Origin of the sequence: Synechococcus sp. MU1642 (genome assembly GCF_020514115.1) — a bacterium.
GTDB lineage: Bacteria > Cyanobacteriota > Cyanobacteriia > PCC-6307 > Cyanobiaceae > Parasynechococcus.
In genome coordinates this window covers 29,807-45,858 of sequence record NZ_VTKZ01000010.1, presented here as the reverse complement: position 1 = coordinate 45,858, position 16,052 = coordinate 29,807, and the positions used below count along the sequence as shown (strand labels likewise).

Below are 16,052 nucleotides of genomic sequence, written 5' to 3'. Positions count from 1 at the left end.
CAACTTCGGCTCCGGTCCCAAGTCCTAAGCAAACGCTCAGCCCTGAAGCGCATTCAGACCTGGAGATGGCGAACAAGGAACCAGTACTCAGAGAAGAAGAACCACCCCTAGACGCTGTCGAGCCCACACCCCAGGAGCCTGCAGCCAAGGATCTCCTGGAGGATTCAGGCTCCGCAGACAACTTCAACCTGCAATCAAAAACCCCACCGACTCGAGTGAGCCGATGGGGCTGATCAAAAGGATCAAAGGAGCGATCGCCCGCTCAGCTGGCCGCTGAACGACGACGACGAGTACGGCCTGCAGGCATCTCCGGCTCCTGAGAAGCCGGGGCCGACTTTTCAGCAACCGGTTGAGGAGCCATTTTCTCCACCACTGCCGTTGCCGCCGCTGCACGAACGGGGGCAGGGGTTGCCGAGCCAGAACGGACGTTGCCCTGAGCGTTCCGCACCGGAGCAGGGGTTCCACCACCACCACCGTTACGACGGCCATAGGGAGAGCCACCGCCACGACCACCTCGACCACGGGGAGCCGGACGGTCATCGGGCTCGGCATCGGCACGACCCTTGTAAACCGGTGTGCCGCCAGGAGCCGGCTGCACCAGACAGAGGATCAGCGGCTCCACCTGCAGTTCACGACGCATCCGGCGGCCAAGGCCAACCTCCACTTCACGCTGCACACCCATCCAGTCCACCTCCGGTGCCTTGTCACCGGTATTGCGGCAGAGCTGCTTCCAGCGGTTTTCGAGCACCCACTTGATTTCACGCTCCACCCACAACGACATCTTGCGAGCATCGGCTGTGGTGACCACACCGCGAAGATTCACCCGCGGCGGAGCCACCATGGCGCCATCGGTGCTGATGGCGGCCAGGATTGTCACCACGCCGTCTTCCGCCAATTGCTGGCGTTCCTTGAGCACCCGGGCATCGACGATGCCGTTGCGGGATTGATCCAGCAGCTCTATGCCCGCCTTCACCGCACTGCCTTTGCGGAGCGAATCCGGGGTGAGCTCCACCACATCACCGTTATCGATGATCAGGGTGTTGTCCACTGGAACACCCATCGAATGGCCGGTGCGGGAGTGCTGGACCAGCATCCGGTGTTCGCCATGCACCGGCACAAAAAACTTAGGCCGGGTGAGGGCCAGCATCAGTTTCTGATCTTCCTGGAAGCCATGGCCGGAGACATGAATGCCTTCACCCTTGCCGTAGACCACCTTGGCGCCCAGCATCATCAGCTTGTCGATGGTGTTGACCACGGAAATCGTGTTTCCAGGGATCGGGCTGGCCGAGAAAATGATCGTGTCGGTGGTCTTAACCTTCACCTGGGGATGCTCACCGCGGGAGATGCGGCTTAGGGCAGCCAGCGGCTCTCCCTGACTGCCGGTCATCAGCAGCAGCGTTTCGCGATCTGGCACATCGTTGATCTGCTTAATCGGCACAAACAGTTCATCTGGCGCGCGCATGTAGCCCAGTTCCCGGGCCTTGGCGATCACGTTGAGCATGGAGCGGCCCAGCAACCCCACCTTGCGGCCGTTCTTCAGGGCCAGCTCCAGAATCATCGACACCCGATGAATCGAGCTTGCGAAGGTGGTGACGATCACCCGCCCTTCGGCATTGGCGATGTGGCGATCCAAGTTGGGGAATACCGATCTCTCCGGTGGGCAGAAGCCAGGAACCTCGGAGTTGGTGGAATCACTGAACAGACACAAGACGCCCTTATCGCCGTGGTGGGCGAGGCGGGCCATGTCGAAGTTTTCGCCATCAACTGGGGTGTGGTCGAACTTGAAATCTCCCGTAAAAATGATGGTTCCCACCGGTGTGGAGATGGCCAGCGAGAAGCTGTCAGCCATCGAGTGGGTGTTGCGGATGAACTCCACGGAGAAGTGCTGACCCACCTTCACCACATCACGCGGACCGACGGTCTGCAGGGTGGTGCGATCGCGGACCCCGGCCTCATCCATCTTGCCGGTGAGCATCGAGAGGGCCAGCCGCGGCCCGTAGATCACCGGAATGTTGAAATGCTTGAGGTGGTGGGCGATACCACCAATGTGGTCTTCATGACCATGGGTGACGATCATGCCGCGAATCCGCTTCTGGTTCTCACGCAGGAAGCTGGTGTCGGGCAGCACCACATTCACTCCGTGCATACCGTCGCTGGGGAAGGCCAGACCGGCATCCACAAGCATCAGGTCATCGCCGTACTCGAACACGCAGGTGTTCTTGCCGATCTCGTGCAGACCACCCAGGGGAATCACCCGAAGGCAGGGCTCCTGACCCTTGCTGGAACGCGCGTTGTTGGCCATTAAAAACGATGTGTAAAGAACGGGTTGCGTAAGCCGATAAGCCGGACCGAGCTAGGTCTGACGGAAGGCGGCCATGGCATTGGAAAGCGAACGTTTCATGTCATCAGATAAAGGGCACAAAGGTGGACGGGGCGCACCTACAGACCAGCCGTTGAGTTCCAGGGCAGCCTTGACGGGAATCGGATTGGTTGTGGCGAACAGGGCCTTGAACAGGGGGATCAACGAGTCGTGCAAGGCGAGTGCTGAAGCACCATCGCCGTTCAGATAGGCCTCGATCATGGCGCGGATCTCAGGGCCTGCCACATGGCTGCCCACACTCACCACGCCCACGGCACCCACCGCAAGCATCGGCAAGGTGAGACCATCATCACCGCTATAGATCGCCAACTGCGAACCGCAGGCCAGGCGCAGCGCCGTGACCTCTTCAGTGGTGCCGCTTGCGGCCTTGAAACTCACCACATTGGGGCAGTCCATCAGCCGCGCCACTGTGGCCGGAGCGATGCTGCAGCCGGTGCGCCCAGGAATGTTGTAGAGCATCAGGGGCAGCTCAGGAGCGGCCTCAGCGATGGCCCGAAAATGGGCCTCTAGGCCCCCCTGAGGAGGCTTGTTGTAATAGGGCACGACCACAAGAGCTCCATCCGCGCCGGCGGCTGCTGCTTTCTTTGTGGCCTCCACCGCTTCAGCTGTGGAATTGCTGCCGGTACCCGCCAACACCTTGGCATCGCTGCCCACCGCCTCTCGAACCGCATGAAGCAGTTGCAGCTGCTCGTCCCAGCTGAGGGTTGGCGATTCGCCGGTAGTGCCGCACACCAGCAGTCCATCAGAGCCCTGATCCACCAGATGCCGAGCAAGTTGTGCGGCGACGGTGGGATCCACAGCACCGGTGGCATCAAAGGGAGTCACCATCGCGGTGACGACACGGCCGAAGGGCGTTGGCGAAAGGGTGGCGGCCTGGGTCATCACTTTTGAATCAACAGTTCAGCGATCTGAACAGCGTTAAGCGCCGCTCCCTTACGGATCTGATCACCACACAGCCAGAGCTCCAGAGCATTGGGGTCACTGATGTCCTGACGGATCCGTCCGATCGCCACCGGGTCACGACCGGTCACATCCGTTGGCATCGGGAAACGGTTCGCAGCCGGGTCGTCAATCAACTCAACACCGGGGGCAGCCGAAAGCAGCTCGCACGCTTCATCGACTGGGAAGGGGCTCTCGAACTCGATGTTCACCGCTTCGGAATGAGCCCGCAGCACGGGCACCCGCACGCAAGTGGCGGTGAAGCGCAGATCCGGAAGATCCATGATCTTGCGGGTCTCGTTCACCATCTTCATCTCCTCTTCGCAATAGCTGTTGGTCTGCAGGGGAGAGTTGTGCAGAAAGAGGTTGAAAGCCAGGGAGTAAGGCAGCACCTCTCCCTTGGGAGTGCCGCCGTCCAGAACCGTCTGCGAAAGATTTTTCAGCTCTTCCATGGCCCGGGCACCTGCACCGCTGGCTGATTGGTACGTGCTCACCACCACACGGCGCATTGCCCGCTTCGCTGCCAGGGGAGCCAAAGCCAAGGTGAGCAGGATCGTGGTGCAATTCGGGTTCGCGATCACTCCGGAGTTGGCAAAGGCCGCATCGGGATTGACCTCGGGCACCACCAGAGGCACACCGTCCTCCATCCGGAAGGCACTGGAGTTATCCACCATCACCGCACCTGCAGCGGTGATGGCCTCGCGCCATTGCTTAGAAACAGAACCACCGGCCGACGCCAGCACCAGATCGACCCCTTCAAAAGATTTGGCCGAGACCTCTTCTACCGTGAGGTTGCGGCAGTTCCAGGCTTGGGTCTGACCGGCCGAACGGGCCGACGCCAACAGCTTCAACTCACCAACGGGGAAATGGCGCTCCTCAAGCAGCAGCAGCAGTTCCTGGCCAACAGCACCACTGGCACCCAGAACAGCAACGTTGAGAGGACGGTTGGGAAGAGTCGAAGACAAGCGGTGAAGTGAACGATCTGAACGAAAACTTGTCGTTTCTCGAAACCGACATCACTGTGCAGAGATCGTGATGTCGCGATGCGACGGGCTCAGCTTACCGATCCAGCCTCAATTCACTGATTGCATAAAGTGCTGGGCTGCCCTTTTCCTTCCCTCATGAGCGCTGCAGCCCTGAAGGTGACCACCGAAGCCCGCCCCAGCAGCCGCCTGTCGGTGACGGTCACAGTTCCTGGGGAGCGCTGCAAGACGAGTTACGAAGACGCGATCACCAGCCTCAGCCGCAGCATCAACCTGCCGGGCTTCCGCAAGGGCAAGGTGCCGCGCACGGTGCTGGTGCAGCAGCTGGGTGGCGTGCGGATCAAGGCCACGGCACTGGAAAAGCTGATCGACAACGCCTGGCGCGACGCTATTAAGCAGGAATCACTGGAACCGATCAGCCAGCCCGACCTGAGCAGTGGTTTCGACGGCCTGCTGGAGAGCTTTGAGCCTGGCAAGGAGCTCACTTTCACCCTGGAAGCCGATGTCGCTCCTACGCCGAAACTGAAGAGCACCAAGGGGCTGAAGGCGGAATTCGAAACCGTCGCCTACGACGCCTCCAGGGTCGACGCGATGCTCGAGGACTCCCGCAAGCAGATGGCCACGGTCGTTCCAGTGGAAGGTCGCGCTGCCAAGAATGGCGACATCGCGGTACTGGGCTTCAAAGGCACTTACAGCGATGACGGCAGCGAAATCGAGGGCGGCAGTGCCGATTCCATGGATGTCGACCTGGAGAACGGCCGGATGATCCCTGGCTTCATCGAAGGGGTCATCGGCATGAAGGTCGGCGACAACAAAACCGTGGAGTGCCAGTTCCCCGACGACTACCCAAAGGAAGACGCCCGCGGACGCAAGGCCACCTTTGAGATCGAACTGAAAGACCTCAAAACCCGCGAACTGCCCCAGCTGGACGACGCCTTCGCCAAGCAGGCCAGCGAACAGGAAACCCTTGCGGACCTGCGCAAGGACTTGGAGCAACGGCTCAAGGACGACGCTGACCGGCGTCAGACCAGCAACCGCCGCGATGCCCTCGTCGCCGCACTGGTGGAGCAGCTCGAGGTGGAATTGCCAGAAGCCCTGATCCAACAGGAAAGCCGCAACCTGCTGGAACAGACCGCAGCCCAGTTCGCCCAGCAGGGCATGGATGTGAAGTCACTGTTCACCCCTGACCTGGTGCGCAACTTGATGCAGAACTCCCGCCCCGAGGCTGAAGAGCGTCTGCGCCGAAGTTTTGCTCTCACCGCCCTGGCCGAAGCGGAGGACATCAAGCTCGACGACAAGGACGTGGACGCCAAGATCAAAGATGTAAAGAAAGAGCTCTCCGCCGACGCCAAGATCGATCCCGAGCGCCTGCGTCAAGCCGTGATGGATGACCTCATGCAGGATCGTCTGATGGGCTGGCTCGAGGAGAACAGCACCCTCACCGAAAAGGCTCCGGCAGCTGACGACAGCAAGGCTGAAGCCAAAAAAAAGCCTTCCGCCAAGAAGACCTCGGCCGAGAGCAAGTCCAAGGCGGACGCCAAGGACTGAGCAACGCCCATAGATTGACCAAACTTCACCGCACACCGATCGCGTGATCGAAGCCCGCAGTCACCACCCCATCCAGAACCGCTGGCGGGCCGCCATGCCCGTCTCGGCACCGGGGCCACTGCCCACGGTTGTGGAACAGTCCGGTCGCGGAGACCGCGCCTTCGACATCTACTCTCGCCTGCTGCGGGAGCGAATCATTTTCCTCGGCACGGGTGTGGATGACGCCGTTGCCGATGCCCTGGTGGCGCAGATGCTGTTCCTCGAAGCCGAGGATCCTGAGAAGGACATTCAGATCTACATCAACTCACCGGGAGGGTCCGTCACCGCTGGCCTGGCGATCTACGACACGATGCAGCAGGTCGCCCCTGACGTGGTGACCATCTGCTACGGCCTAGCCGCCAGCATGGGCGCCTTTCTGCTCTCCGGAGGAACCAAAGGCAAGCGTCTCGCACTGCCCAATGCCCGGATCATGATTCACCAACCCCTCGGTGGTGCCCAGGGCCAGGCGGTGGACATCGAGATCCAGGCAAAGGAGATCCTCTACCTCAAGGAAACCTTGAACGGGCTGATGGCCGACCACACCGGCCAGCCCCTCGACAAGATCTCGGAAGACACTGACCGCGACTACTTCCTTTCGCCCGAAGAAGCGGTTGAATATGGCTTGATCGATCGTGTGGTGGACAGTTCCGGGGACGAAGGAATCATTACGGAAGGCTGACAGACGCCCTTCCGTTCTCGATCCTGTGTGTTCAGGGAGGCCCCATCGGTTGATTCCTGAGTTGTTCTCCTGTGTGGTGCCCAGCGTTCGATGGCCAAGTTCGACGCCCATCTGAAGTGCTCGTTCTGTGGGAAATCCCAGGATCAAGTGCGCAAGTTGATCGCCGGACCCGGCGTTTACATCTGCGACGAATGCATCGATCTCTGCAACGAGATCCTGGATGAGGAGCTGGTGGATGGCCAGGGCAACCCACGCCACAGCCACGAACCCAGCCGCAAGGCCACACCAGCTGCTCGCAAGAGCAGCAAACCGGCCCCGACCCTGGCCTCCATTCCCCGGCCCCAGGACATCAAAAGCTTCCTAGATCAGCAGGTGGTCGGCCAGGACGCCGCCAAAAAGGTGATGTCGGTGGCGGTCTACAACCACTACAAACGTCTGGCCTGGCAGGGGGATGGCAACGGCGAGACCGAGGAAACCGCCACCCGCCTGCACAAGAGCAACATCCTGCTGATCGGACCCACCGGCTGCGGCAAGACGCTGTTGGCTCAGACCCTAGCGGAGATGCTGGATGTGCCCTTCGCCGTGGCCGATGCCACCACCCTCACGGAAGCAGGCTATGTGGGTGAGGACGTGGAAAACATCCTGCTGCGGCTGCTGCAGAAGGCCGACATGGATGTGGACCAGGCCCAGCGGGGCATCATCTACATCGATGAAATCGACAAAATCGCCCGCAAGAGCGAAAACCCCTCGATCACAAGAGATGTGTCCGGCGAAGGTGTGCAGCAGGCACTGCTGAAAATGCTCGAGGGCACGGTGGCCAACGTGCCGCCCCAGGGAGGCCGTAAGCACCCCTATCAGGACTGCATCCAGATCGACACCAGCCAGATCCTGTTCATCTGCGGTGGTGCCTTCGTCGGCTTAGAAGACGTGGTTCAGAAACGGATGGGCCGCAACGCCATCGGCTTCATGCCCAGCGACGGCCGTGGACGCAGTCGCACCAACCGCGACCTTCAGGCCGCCCAAGTACTGCGGCACCTGGAGCCAGACGATCTGGTGCGCTACGGCCTGATCCCAGAATTCATCGGCCGCATGCCGGTGAGTGCCGTGCTGGAGCCCCTGGACGAAAGTGCCTTGCAGTCGATCCTCACAGAACCCCGCGATGCCCTGGTGAAGCAGTTCCGCACCCTGCTGAGCATGGACAATGTGCAACTGCAGTTCGCCGATGACGCCATTGAAGCGATCGCCCAGGAAGCCCACCGGCGCAAGACCGGTGCCCGCGCCCTGCGAGGCATCGTTGAGGAACTGATGCTGGATCTGATGTACGACCTGCCATCGCAGACGTCGGTGAAGGAGTTCACAGTCACCCGAGCGATGGTGGAAGAACACACCGGTGGGAAGGTGCTCCCCCTGCCTGGCACGGAACAACAAAAAACGGCCTGAGGTCTTGGCTGCCGCTGACCACTTGGAGGTGCCGCGTCAGCACGGCCTGTTCAACCACCACGGCATCGACCTCGGCGATGGGACAGTCGCCCACTACTTGGAGGGGCGTGAAATTCTGCGCAGCCCATTGGAGGAGTTCAGCCAGGGGCAACCACTGCAGGTGATCAGCCATATCGAAGCTTCTCCGGTGGGTGTCACCTTGCGCCGGGCCATGGGACGCCTGGGGGAACAGGACTACAACCTGCTGTTCAACAACTGCGAGCACTTCGCCACCTGGTGCAAAACCGGGCGCCATCGCAGCGAGCAGGTGGATTCATTCCTGGATCGGGCCCGCAACTGGAGCGGCCTGATGCCATCAGCCCTGCTGAAGGGACTGGAACTCCTGGTGCAACAGGGCCTGCTCGATGACGACGCCCGCACGATGGCCATACGGGGGGTCGAGAAATTGGAACGTCTGCGCCTCTCGCTGCTGCACAAGTTGGAGGGTCTGCTGGAAGGTGCAGGCGAGGGAACCGATCGCCGGCTGTTGCTCGCGGGCCAGAGCCTGGCCGATGAACTGGCCGCCGTCGAAGACCTGAAACAGCGGATTGATGCCCTGCTCCAACAGCACCCCGCCCTTCCAAGCTCCGAATCCTCTGAGTAATCTCCTTTCAACGCTCGCGGCGCATGAGTTCGGCCTACCAGCCGCTGCATCACAAATACCGGCCCCAGCGCTTTGATCAGCTGGTGGGGCAGGAGGCGATCGCCGCCACCCTGTGCCACGCCCTCACCAGCAATCGGATTGCCCCGGCCTATCTGTTCAGTGGCCCCCGCGGCACCGGCAAAACCTCCAGCGCCCGCATCCTGGCCCGCTCGCTCAATTGCCTGAACAGCGAGGGGCCGACGCCAGAGCCCTGCGGCACCTGCGAGCTGTGCAAAACAATTGCCGCCGGAACCGCGCTCGATGTAATCGAGATCGACGCCGCCTCCAACACCGGTGTTGACAACATCCGTGAACTGATCGAACGCTCTCGCTTCGCACCGGTGCAGGCCCGCTGGAAGGTGTACGTGGTGGACGAGTGCCACATGCTCTCCACCGCAGCGTTCAACGCCCTGCTGAAAACTCTTGAAGAACCACCACCGCAGGTGGTGTTCGTACTCGCCACCACCGACCCGCAACGGGTGCTGCCGACGATCCTCAGCCGTTGCCAACGCTTTAATTTCCGGCGCATTCCGCTCGATGCCCTGAACCAACATCTGAGTTGGATCGCCGAACAGGAAGCGATCGAGATCAAGCCTGAAGCCATTCATGTGGTGGCCCAGCGATCCCAGGGAGGACTGCGGGATGCGGAAAGCCTGTTGGATCAACTGAGTCTGCTGCCACCACCGATTGAAGCCGCTGCTGTGTGGGATCTGCTGGGAGCCGTGCCCGAACAGGAGCTGTTGGAGCTGGTGGGGGCGATGAGCAGCGCCGAACCGGTGCAACTGCTCGAGGCCACACGCAACCTGCTGGACCGAGGTCGGGATCCCGGGGCCGTGCTGCAGGGTCTGGCCGGGATGCTGCGGGATCTGGTCTTGATGGCCGCCGCTCCAGACCGACTGGAGCTCACCAGCGTTTCACCCCAGTTCCGTGATCAACTGCCCACCCTCGCGAAAGCGATCGGCAGGGCCCGCTTGCTGCAATGGCAGGCCCAGCTGCGCGGCACCGAGCAACAACTGCGCCAAAGCGTGCAGCCGCGCTTGTGGCTGGAAGTGCTGCTCTTAGGGTTGCTAGCGGAAGCGGTGGCGGCTCAACCCACAACGGCAGCCCCAGTCCCAAGACAACCAGCTACAACCCCAGTCGCCCCTCCTGCTCCTGCCGCCGCAGCCCCAGCAACAGAGGCCCCCGCCCCCAGTCCAAAACCTGCACCGGCAACATCACCGGAACTACCGACGGTCTCCACCCCTGCGCCGGCACCCAGCACGAACCTGCCCGAGCTGTGGCAACAGATCCTGGGCAGCCTTGAACTGCCCTCCACCCGGATGTTGCTGTCGCAACAGGCCCAACTGGTGCGCCTGGATGCCAACCGCGCTGTTGTGCAGGTGGCTGGCAACTGGATGGGCATGGTTCAGAGCCGGGCGTCCCTACTCGAACAGGCGGTGGCCAAAGCTCTCGGCGGCTCAAGGCAGCTGTTACTTGAGGCCAGCAACAGCGCCATGCCTCCTCCGCTTGGAACAGCCCCAGCAGCGGTCGAGCCCCCCACACCAACTCCAGCGCCAACTCCAGCAGCGATGTCGGCACCTGCAGCAACAACAGCTCCAGTGCCAGCGCCAGAACTGCCGCGCACCCAAGCCAAACCGGTGGACGCCAATCCAGCACCTGCACCAGCAGAACCAAGCACTCAACCCAATCCCCCCTCAGGGCTGGACCGTCAAGCCCGCAACCTGGCGGACTTCTTCAACGGTCAGGTACTCGACGTTGACGAAACCAATTAAGGGAAGGTCCAACGATCGGACCTCTACCTGGTGGTGCAATCAAAAAGGAAACAGCTTCAGGCTTGAACCGGATTCTCCTGACCATGGCTGGTTTTGGCCCAGACCAAGCGTTTGGGGAACAGTGACATCCGCAGCGTCACCCAAGGAATTACCACAAACCAGTGGCCCAGATAGGCAATCGCTACCAGGAGATTGGCCAAGCTCGCAGGGGGGATCTCAGGCCCCTCGCTGCCACCGTGACAGCCGCGCCAATAGGCCAGACCCGAAACGCTGAAGGCCACCACAGACAAGGGCCAGTAAACCGGCACGCTTCGGGTGATCAAAGCCGTGCTCAGATCTGCAAAAGACACCACCGGCAGGACGTACTGGAGCAGAAAAAATGCTGTCAGATCCCAGCGCTGGCGAAGACTGAGCTGGGCTGAAGTAAGCACCGGCCAGTAATCAAAGAAGCGCTGCAATCCACCTTCTGCCCAGCGCTGTCGTTGTTTCCACAAGGCCTGAAGACCGGGGACCGCCTCTTCTTGAACCGGAGGATCCCACAACAATCCCACCAAGGCACCGTGGGTCAGCAGGCGGAAGCTGAGATCAAGGTCATCGGTCACGGTGTCTTCGTTGAAACCGCCGCTGGACTCGAGCACCGAGCGCTTGATCAGCTGTCCGTTCCCCCGCAGCTCGGCCACCCCTCCATTCGCCAGTCGCCCCGACTGGATCACCGCATCCAGAGCCATCTCCATCGCTTGGGATCGAGTCAACCAATTGCGATCGGAATCAATCACGGCCTTGCGCAGCTGCACTGCCGACCAGCCACCCTCCAGGGCATAGGGGACGAGACGCTCGAGCAAGTCGTCCTGTAACTGGGCATCTGCATCAAGCACCAACAACCATTCACCCTTGAGTCGATCCAAGGCGGTGTTGAGCGCACCAGACTTGCCACCACCAGCATTGCGCTGGCGATGAATGACATTCAACTCAGGGTGCTGGGTGGCCAGATCATCCAGCAACTCAGCGGTCCGATCAAGACTGCCGTCGTCGATCACCCAAGTGGTGAGCTGTCCGGACGGATAACGCAGTGAAGTGAGCCGTTCCACCAAACGCGATACCACCGCTTCTTCATCGCGAGCCGCCACCACCACATCAAGGCTGGGAAGCTGCGCCGGATCGATCGCTGGTGTGGACTCCGATGACCCAGGCTTCAGCTGCCCACGCATGACGGAACGAAGGCCATAGCCCCCAAGCATCAAGGCAAGGCTGATGGCGGGCCAGAGCGAACGGGCGGGGTCGAGCCAGTGAGGAGCTGCACCAGCACATCCACAGGCGAACAGGAACGCTGCCGATTTCACCCGACGGTGATCACCCGATGTGGCGTTCGAGCTCATCCAGCTGCCCAGGTGGAGAGGACTTTAAGGGGGCTGCGCTGGTGTTGAGAGTTGGCTGTAGACAGTCCCTGGGTAGTAATGGCTCAGGATCCGCTCCACAGGCCAGCCACGCCAGGCCAGATCAATGGCTCCAGCCTGCGACAAACCGGCCCCATGGCCAAAGCCACCACCAACCACCAACCAGCGTTCAGGCCCCTGAGGTTCAACCACAAACAAGGTGCTGGGGAGGGTGCGGAGGGTGCGACGGATGGCATCCAGCTTGAGGACGACCGGTGCGGCATCTCCGCTTCCGGAAATCTGCAACGCCAGTACACGGCCACTGGCACCCCGCTCCAGAACCTGCAACTGCAAGGGAGACACCAGCGGCCCTGCCGCTGCTCCCAGGGCCTGACGCAGGCCCGGACCGGAAAGGGTTCGGCTCCAGCGGAAGCGAGGATGCTGAGCGCCATAGGCCCCGGAGCGATCTGCCAGCAACGCCAGCACCGCCTGGCGCTGCTGCAGTGGCAAGGGATGACTGTTGCTCCATCTCGCGTCCCCATCCGGTTTCGGACGCAAATAGATGGTGGGTTGCATGGCCCAGGCTTCAGGCCCGGCAGCCATCACCCCGCCATTGGTGGCGTGATACACAGCGCTGATCGGCTGGTTGTTCAGGCTGAGCAACTTGCCCTGCGTTCCTGCAATCGCCTCGCGCACAGCAGCTCCCGCATGGCGGGGATCGCTGTAGACCTGGCACTGGGTGTCACTGCAGAGGTGATAGCCATCGATGCTGAAGCGATGGCTGTTGGCCAAGGCCCAGGTGCGCGCCAGAACGGTCTGGGCCTGCAAGGCCGCCATCGGTGAACCGGCGCCGATCTCATGGGGAACCACCCCCTCCAGATAGCGCTCCACCGGCACCTGCTCCACCAGGGTCCAGCTGCCGTAGGCATCCCGTTGCAGGCGGAAGGGGCCTTCGAAGCGTCCACCAGCCCAAAGCAGACCATCAGACGCCTTAATCAAGACATACTCCTGCAGGGGGCGTCCCCCCTCAGGCGTCTGCAACACCGGTTCGACGGTGTTGGTGAGGGTGCCTTGCCAATCACGCACGGCCAAGCCCTCCGGCACAGGCGAACCCTCCGGCGCCCACACCTCCCATTCCTTGGGATGGGCCACCTCGGCCGCAACACCAAGAGCACCCCAACGGGAGGCGACACGATCGGCCGATTCAAAGCTGGAGTAGGGGCCTGCGATCCGGCGAGCCAACTTCAGCGGACGAGCCAAAGTAACGTTTCGCCAGGTGATCACGAAACCCGAACCACTGCCTAACTCCCCAGTGGCGTCGCGAAGGCTGAGCGATCCAGCAAAGGCACGCAGATTTAAGGGAGCGGCGGTTGCCGTGGCACCGAGGTGATCCTCCAAAGCTACCCAGAGCACCGGTTCATGACCCTCAACCGGCGGTGGTTCATTGACGGCAAGGTGAGTCACCCGTTGAGCCGGTTCCACCACAGCGGGTTGGAGAGCATCAACCTGCTCGCGGGCACGGCAGCCCAGACCCATGCAAAGCAGCAATGTGAGCGTCAGGAGCCGAATCATTCAGCAGGGGGCACGTCGGGACGTATTGTTGTCGTTTGTGTCCGAGCGAGCAGACCAATGCCCAAGCTGAAGACCCGCAAAGCTGCCGCGAAGCGGTTCAAAGCAACCGGCACTGGCAAATTTCTGCGTCGTCGCGCCTTCCGAAACCACCTGCTGGACCACAAAACTCCCAAGCAGAAGCGTCATCTGGCCACCAAGGCCGTGGTGGACCGCACGGATGAGGAGCGCGTGACCCTGATGATGCCTTACGCCTGAGCACAGCTGCTCAGACGAGACCGTTCAACAAGACCTGATCCAACCCTTCCAACCTCATGGCCCGCGTCAAGAGAGGCAACGTCGCCCGTAAACGCCGCAACAAAATCCTGCGGCTGGCCCGTGGCTTCCGTGGTGGCAACGGAACTCTGTTTCGTACAGCAAACCAGCGGGTGATGAAAGCCCTCTGCAATGCTTACCGCGATCGTCGTCGTCGCAAGCGCGATTTCCGTCGCCTTTGGATTGCACGCATCAACGCCGCTGCCCGAATGAATGGCGTGAGCTACAGCCGTCTGATGGGCGGCCTTAAAAAGGCAGATGTGCGCCTGAATCGCAAGATGCTGGCTCAACTGGCGGTCGTAGACCCCGGCAGCTTTACCAACGTTGTGACTGCAGCCAAGAGCTGAATTTTCAAACCGTGAACCTGCTGCCCCAGACCTACCTGCTGGGCCTGGTCGGCCTGCTTGCCATCGTTGCGGTGGTGGTGGGCCGACAATTTTTTCGTGTGCGCCGTGACGAAGCACGGCTGATTGAACTCGAGAAATCCGACACAGCCTCTTCGCGACAGGCGTCTGATCTCTACGAGCTCGGATCAGTTCAACTACGTAAGCGGCTGTATCCGCAGGCAGCTGCCACCTTGAAGCAGGCACTGAAACGCTTGAGTGGTGAGCCTGACGAAGCCCGTGCGCTGATTGAAAATGCGCTCGGCTTTGCTCTGGCCGCACAAAAGGATTACTCCAGTGCCACCAAGCATTACAAGCTGGCTCTGAAGGCGAAAGCGGACTACCCCGTCGCCCTCAACAACCTGGCTTTTGCCCAGGAAAAGCTACTGAAGGACGCTGAAGCGATCTCCCTCTATGAGCAGACACTTCAACTGGAACCCAACAACTCGACCGCGAAGAAAGGGTTGAAGAAACTCAAACGTCGGAACAGCTGAGTTTCTTAAAAACCCTTTGATGCCATTAAAGATGTGGTCACCAGAGCGGCTGAACAGGAGGCTCCTCCTGACAGCCGCTGGTCATGGCCAGACGTCCGCCCACTCCACTGCTGGGGTTGGCCATGTTGACGAGACGAGGCGCCTGCCAGCTGGTGGGACTGAACATTTGCAGGCCAAGGAAGACGCCACCAGGCTCAAGGCCCGCAATCAGAGAATCCGCCAAGGGGATGAGTTCAAGCTGATCTGACTTGGCATGGATATTGCCTTGAACCGGTGTGATGACGGAGCCAAGGGTCATCTTTCCCCGGAGATTCACCATCTGGCCAATGGCCGTCATCTGAGTGATGACCAACATCACATCGACGGTGGGATTGCCATCAAAGGGCTCAAAAGTACCGCACCATTGGCGGGGCAGAGATGCCGCCAGTTCAGCAGCGCGTGCGACCGGGTCGAACCTCTCCACTTCGATTTGATCGAGCTCCAGAGGAACCGCCAGCTGAATCGGATCCAGGGGCGACTGGGGATTGGTCTGAAACGGCACCTGGCTGCCAACCGGGAGATCCATGGCAAACAGGAGCGGCATTGAAGACGATGGATGATGAAGGAACGGTAGGCCCTTTTGCTCAGACGCGTCATGGATTCGCCCTTCCCCTACTCCGACCCCCTGACCATTGGCGGGCGTCAGTTCAACAGCCGCCTGTTCACGGGAACAGGCAAATATCGATCAATGGAATCGATGCAGCAGAGCATCGAGCGATCCGGCTGCGACATGGTCACCGTGGCTGTGCGCCGGGTGCAGACCGTTGCAGCAGGCCATGAGGGCCTGATGGAAGCCATTGATTGGAAGCGGATATGGATGCTGCCCAACACGGCGGGCTGCACCGATGCCGAAGAAGCGGTGCGTGTCGCAAGGCTTGGACGGGAGCTCGCCAAGCTGGCGGGGCAGGAGGACAACACCTTCGTGAAGCTAGAGGTGATTCCTGACTCCCGACATCTTCTGCCAGATCCGATCGGCACCTTGAACGCTGCAGAACAATTGGTGAGGGAAGGGTTCACGGTTCTGCCCTACATCAATGCAGATCCCCTACTGGCCAAACGACTGGAAGAAGTGGGGTGCGCCACGGTGATGCCTTTGGGCTCTCCGATCGGCTCGGGCCAGGGGCTCAACAATGCCGCCAACATCGGTTTAATCATCGAAAACGCCGAGGTGCCTGTGGTGGTGGATGCTGGCATTGGTGTTCCGAGCGAGGCGGCACAGGCCCTCGAAATGGGCGCCGATGCCGTCCTGGTCAACAGCGCCATCGCCCTGGCCGGCGACCCCGCAGCCATGGCCGAGGCGATGGGCCAGGCGGTGATGGCTGGGCGGACAGCCCACCTCTCCGGGCGCTTGCCGCGGAGGGATCAGGCCTCTGCCAGCTCACCGTCCACGGGGATGGTGCGGTCACCCCGATGAAGT

The 16,052-nt window shown here is 61.2% G+C and carries 15 protein-coding genes; 9 read left to right on the top strand and 6 right to left on the bottom strand.

The window, feature by feature from the left end:
- Positions 1-262: 262 nt before the first annotated feature.
- From FZZ85_RS09870 to FZZ85_RS09860, 3 genes are read right to left on the bottom strand one after another with little or no spacing between them, the layout of a single operon-like run.
- Complete coding sequence (locus tag FZZ85_RS09870) at positions 263-2,302, bottom strand: ribonuclease J (protein WP_226414671.1); 2,040 nt, start codon at positions 2,300-2,302, stop codon at positions 263-265.
- Between the two features lie 51 nt (positions 2,303-2,353).
- Complete coding sequence (dapA, locus tag FZZ85_RS09865) at positions 2,354-3,262, bottom strand: 4-hydroxy-tetrahydrodipicolinate synthase (RefSeq protein ID WP_226414668.1); 909 nt, start codon at positions 3,260-3,262, stop codon at positions 2,354-2,356.
- Positions 3,262-4,284: an aspartate-semialdehyde dehydrogenase gene (locus FZZ85_RS09860; RefSeq protein WP_226414665.1), complete on the bottom strand. Its 1,023-nt coding sequence runs from the start codon at positions 4,282-4,284 to the stop codon at positions 3,262-3,264. The genes dapA and FZZ85_RS09860 overlap by 1 nt, the downstream gene beginning before the upstream one ends.
- A 156-nt stretch (positions 4,285-4,440) precedes the next feature.
- On the opposite strand from FZZ85_RS09860, the gene tig reads away from it, so the two are divergent.
- The 5 genes from tig (at position 4,441) to FZZ85_RS09835 (ending at position 10,462) form a co-directional block, all read left to right on the top strand.
- Positions 4,441-5,850, top strand: coding sequence for a trigger factor (gene tig, locus FZZ85_RS09855; RefSeq protein ID WP_226414662.1), 1,410 nt, complete (start codon positions 4,441-4,443; stop codon positions 5,848-5,850).
- A gap of 43 nt (positions 5,851-5,893) precedes the next feature.
- On the top strand, positions 5,894-6,568 hold the full coding sequence (gene clpP, locus FZZ85_RS09850) for an ATP-dependent Clp endopeptidase proteolytic subunit ClpP (protein WP_226414658.1): 675 nt from the start codon (positions 5,894-5,896) through the stop codon (positions 6,566-6,568).
- Positions 6,569-6,658: 90 nt separating this feature from the next.
- A complete protein-coding gene (gene clpX, locus FZZ85_RS09845; RefSeq protein WP_226414655.1) occupies positions 6,659-8,008 on the top strand; it encodes an ATP-dependent protease ATP-binding subunit ClpX in 1,350 nt (449 codons plus the stop codon).
- A 4-nt stretch (positions 8,009-8,012) separates the two neighbouring features.
- Entirely contained in the window at positions 8,013-8,651 is a 639-nt protein-coding gene (locus FZZ85_RS09840; protein ID WP_226414652.1) for a lecithin retinol acyltransferase family protein, read from the top strand.
- Between the two features lie 23 nt (positions 8,652-8,674).
- Complete coding sequence (locus tag FZZ85_RS09835) at positions 8,675-10,462, top strand: DNA polymerase III subunit gamma/tau (RefSeq protein ID WP_226414650.1); 1,788 nt, start codon at positions 8,675-8,677, stop codon at positions 10,460-10,462.
- Positions 10,463-10,518: 56 nt separating this feature from the next.
- Here FZZ85_RS09835 and FZZ85_RS09830 read toward each other — a convergent pair whose 3' ends face one another.
- A complete protein-coding gene (locus FZZ85_RS09830; RefSeq protein WP_226414647.1) occupies positions 10,519-11,838 on the bottom strand; it encodes a glycosyltransferase family 2 protein in 1,320 nt (439 codons plus the stop codon).
- A gap of 24 nt (positions 11,839-11,862) precedes the next feature.
- Positions 11,863-13,407, bottom strand: coding sequence for a SpoIID/LytB domain-containing protein (locus tag FZZ85_RS09825; protein ID WP_226414644.1), 1,545 nt, complete (start codon positions 13,405-13,407; stop codon positions 11,863-11,865).
- A 57-nt stretch (positions 13,408-13,464) separates the two neighbouring features.
- On the opposite strand from FZZ85_RS09825, the gene rpmI reads away from it, so the two are divergent.
- From rpmI to FZZ85_RS09810, 3 genes are read left to right on the top strand one after another with little or no spacing between them, the layout of a single operon-like run.
- Positions 13,465-13,662: a 50S ribosomal protein L35 gene (gene rpmI / locus FZZ85_RS09820; RefSeq protein WP_006852081.1), complete on the top strand. Its 198-nt coding sequence runs from the start codon at positions 13,465-13,467 to the stop codon at positions 13,660-13,662.
- Between the two features lie 56 nt (positions 13,663-13,718).
- Positions 13,719-14,066 (top strand): 50S ribosomal protein L20, encoded by a 348-nt coding sequence (gene rplT, locus FZZ85_RS09815; RefSeq protein ID WP_226414642.1) that lies wholly within the window; start codon positions 13,719-13,721, stop codon positions 14,064-14,066.
- Positions 14,067-14,077: 11 nt separating this feature from the next.
- Complete coding sequence (locus FZZ85_RS09810; protein ID WP_226414640.1) at positions 14,078-14,596, top strand: hypothetical protein; 519 nt, start codon at positions 14,078-14,080, stop codon at positions 14,594-14,596.
- Positions 14,597-14,633: 37 nt separating this feature from the next.
- On the opposite strand, the gene FZZ85_RS09805 is transcribed toward FZZ85_RS09810, so the two are convergent.
- Positions 14,634-15,179 (bottom strand): hypothetical protein, encoded by a 546-nt coding sequence (locus FZZ85_RS09805; RefSeq protein ID WP_226414638.1) that lies wholly within the window; start codon positions 15,177-15,179, stop codon positions 14,634-14,636.
- 51 nt (positions 15,180-15,230) lie between these two features.
- Between FZZ85_RS09805 and FZZ85_RS09800 the strand changes: the two genes are divergently transcribed.
- Complete coding sequence (locus FZZ85_RS09800) at positions 15,231-16,049, top strand: thiazole synthase (RefSeq protein WP_226414636.1); 819 nt, start codon at positions 15,231-15,233, stop codon at positions 16,047-16,049.
- The last annotated feature ends 3 nt before the right edge of the window (positions 16,050-16,052 follow it).

Excerpts from the sequence above, each read along its gene's own strand:
- FZZ85_RS09870 (WP_226414671.1), bottom strand. The coding sequence starts at position 2,302 with ATGGCCAACAACGCGCGTTCCAGCAAGGGTCAGGAGCCCTGCCTTCGG.
- dapA (WP_226414668.1), bottom strand. The coding sequence starts at position 3,262 with ATGACCCAGGCCGCCACCCTTTCGCCAACGCCCTTCGGCCGTGTCGTC.
- tig (WP_226414662.1), top strand. The coding sequence starts at position 4,441 with ATGAGCGCTGCAGCCCTGAAGGTGACCACCGAAGCCCGCCCCAGCAGC.
- clpX (WP_226414655.1), top strand. The coding sequence starts at position 6,659 with ATGGCCAAGTTCGACGCCCATCTGAAGTGCTCGTTCTGTGGGAAATCC.
- FZZ85_RS09835 (WP_226414650.1), top strand. The coding sequence starts at position 8,675 with ATGAGTTCGGCCTACCAGCCGCTGCATCACAAATACCGGCCCCAGCGC.
- FZZ85_RS09830 (WP_226414647.1), bottom strand. The coding sequence starts at position 11,838 with ATGAGCTCGAACGCCACATCGGGTGATCACCGTCGGGTGAAATCGGCA.
- FZZ85_RS09825 (WP_226414644.1), bottom strand. The coding sequence starts at position 13,407 with ATGATTCGGCTCCTGACGCTCACATTGCTGCTTTGCATGGGTCTGGGC.
- rpmI (WP_006852081.1), top strand. The coding sequence starts at position 13,465 with ATGCCCAAGCTGAAGACCCGCAAAGCTGCCGCGAAGCGGTTCAAAGCA.
- rplT (WP_226414642.1), top strand. The coding sequence starts at position 13,719 with ATGGCCCGCGTCAAGAGAGGCAACGTCGCCCGTAAACGCCGCAACAAA.
- FZZ85_RS09805 (WP_226414638.1), bottom strand. The coding sequence starts at position 15,179 with ATGCCGCTCCTGTTTGCCATGGATCTCCCGGTTGGCAGCCAGGTGCCG.
- FZZ85_RS09800 (WP_226414636.1), top strand. The coding sequence starts at position 15,231 with ATGGATTCGCCCTTCCCCTACTCCGACCCCCTGACCATTGGCGGGCGT.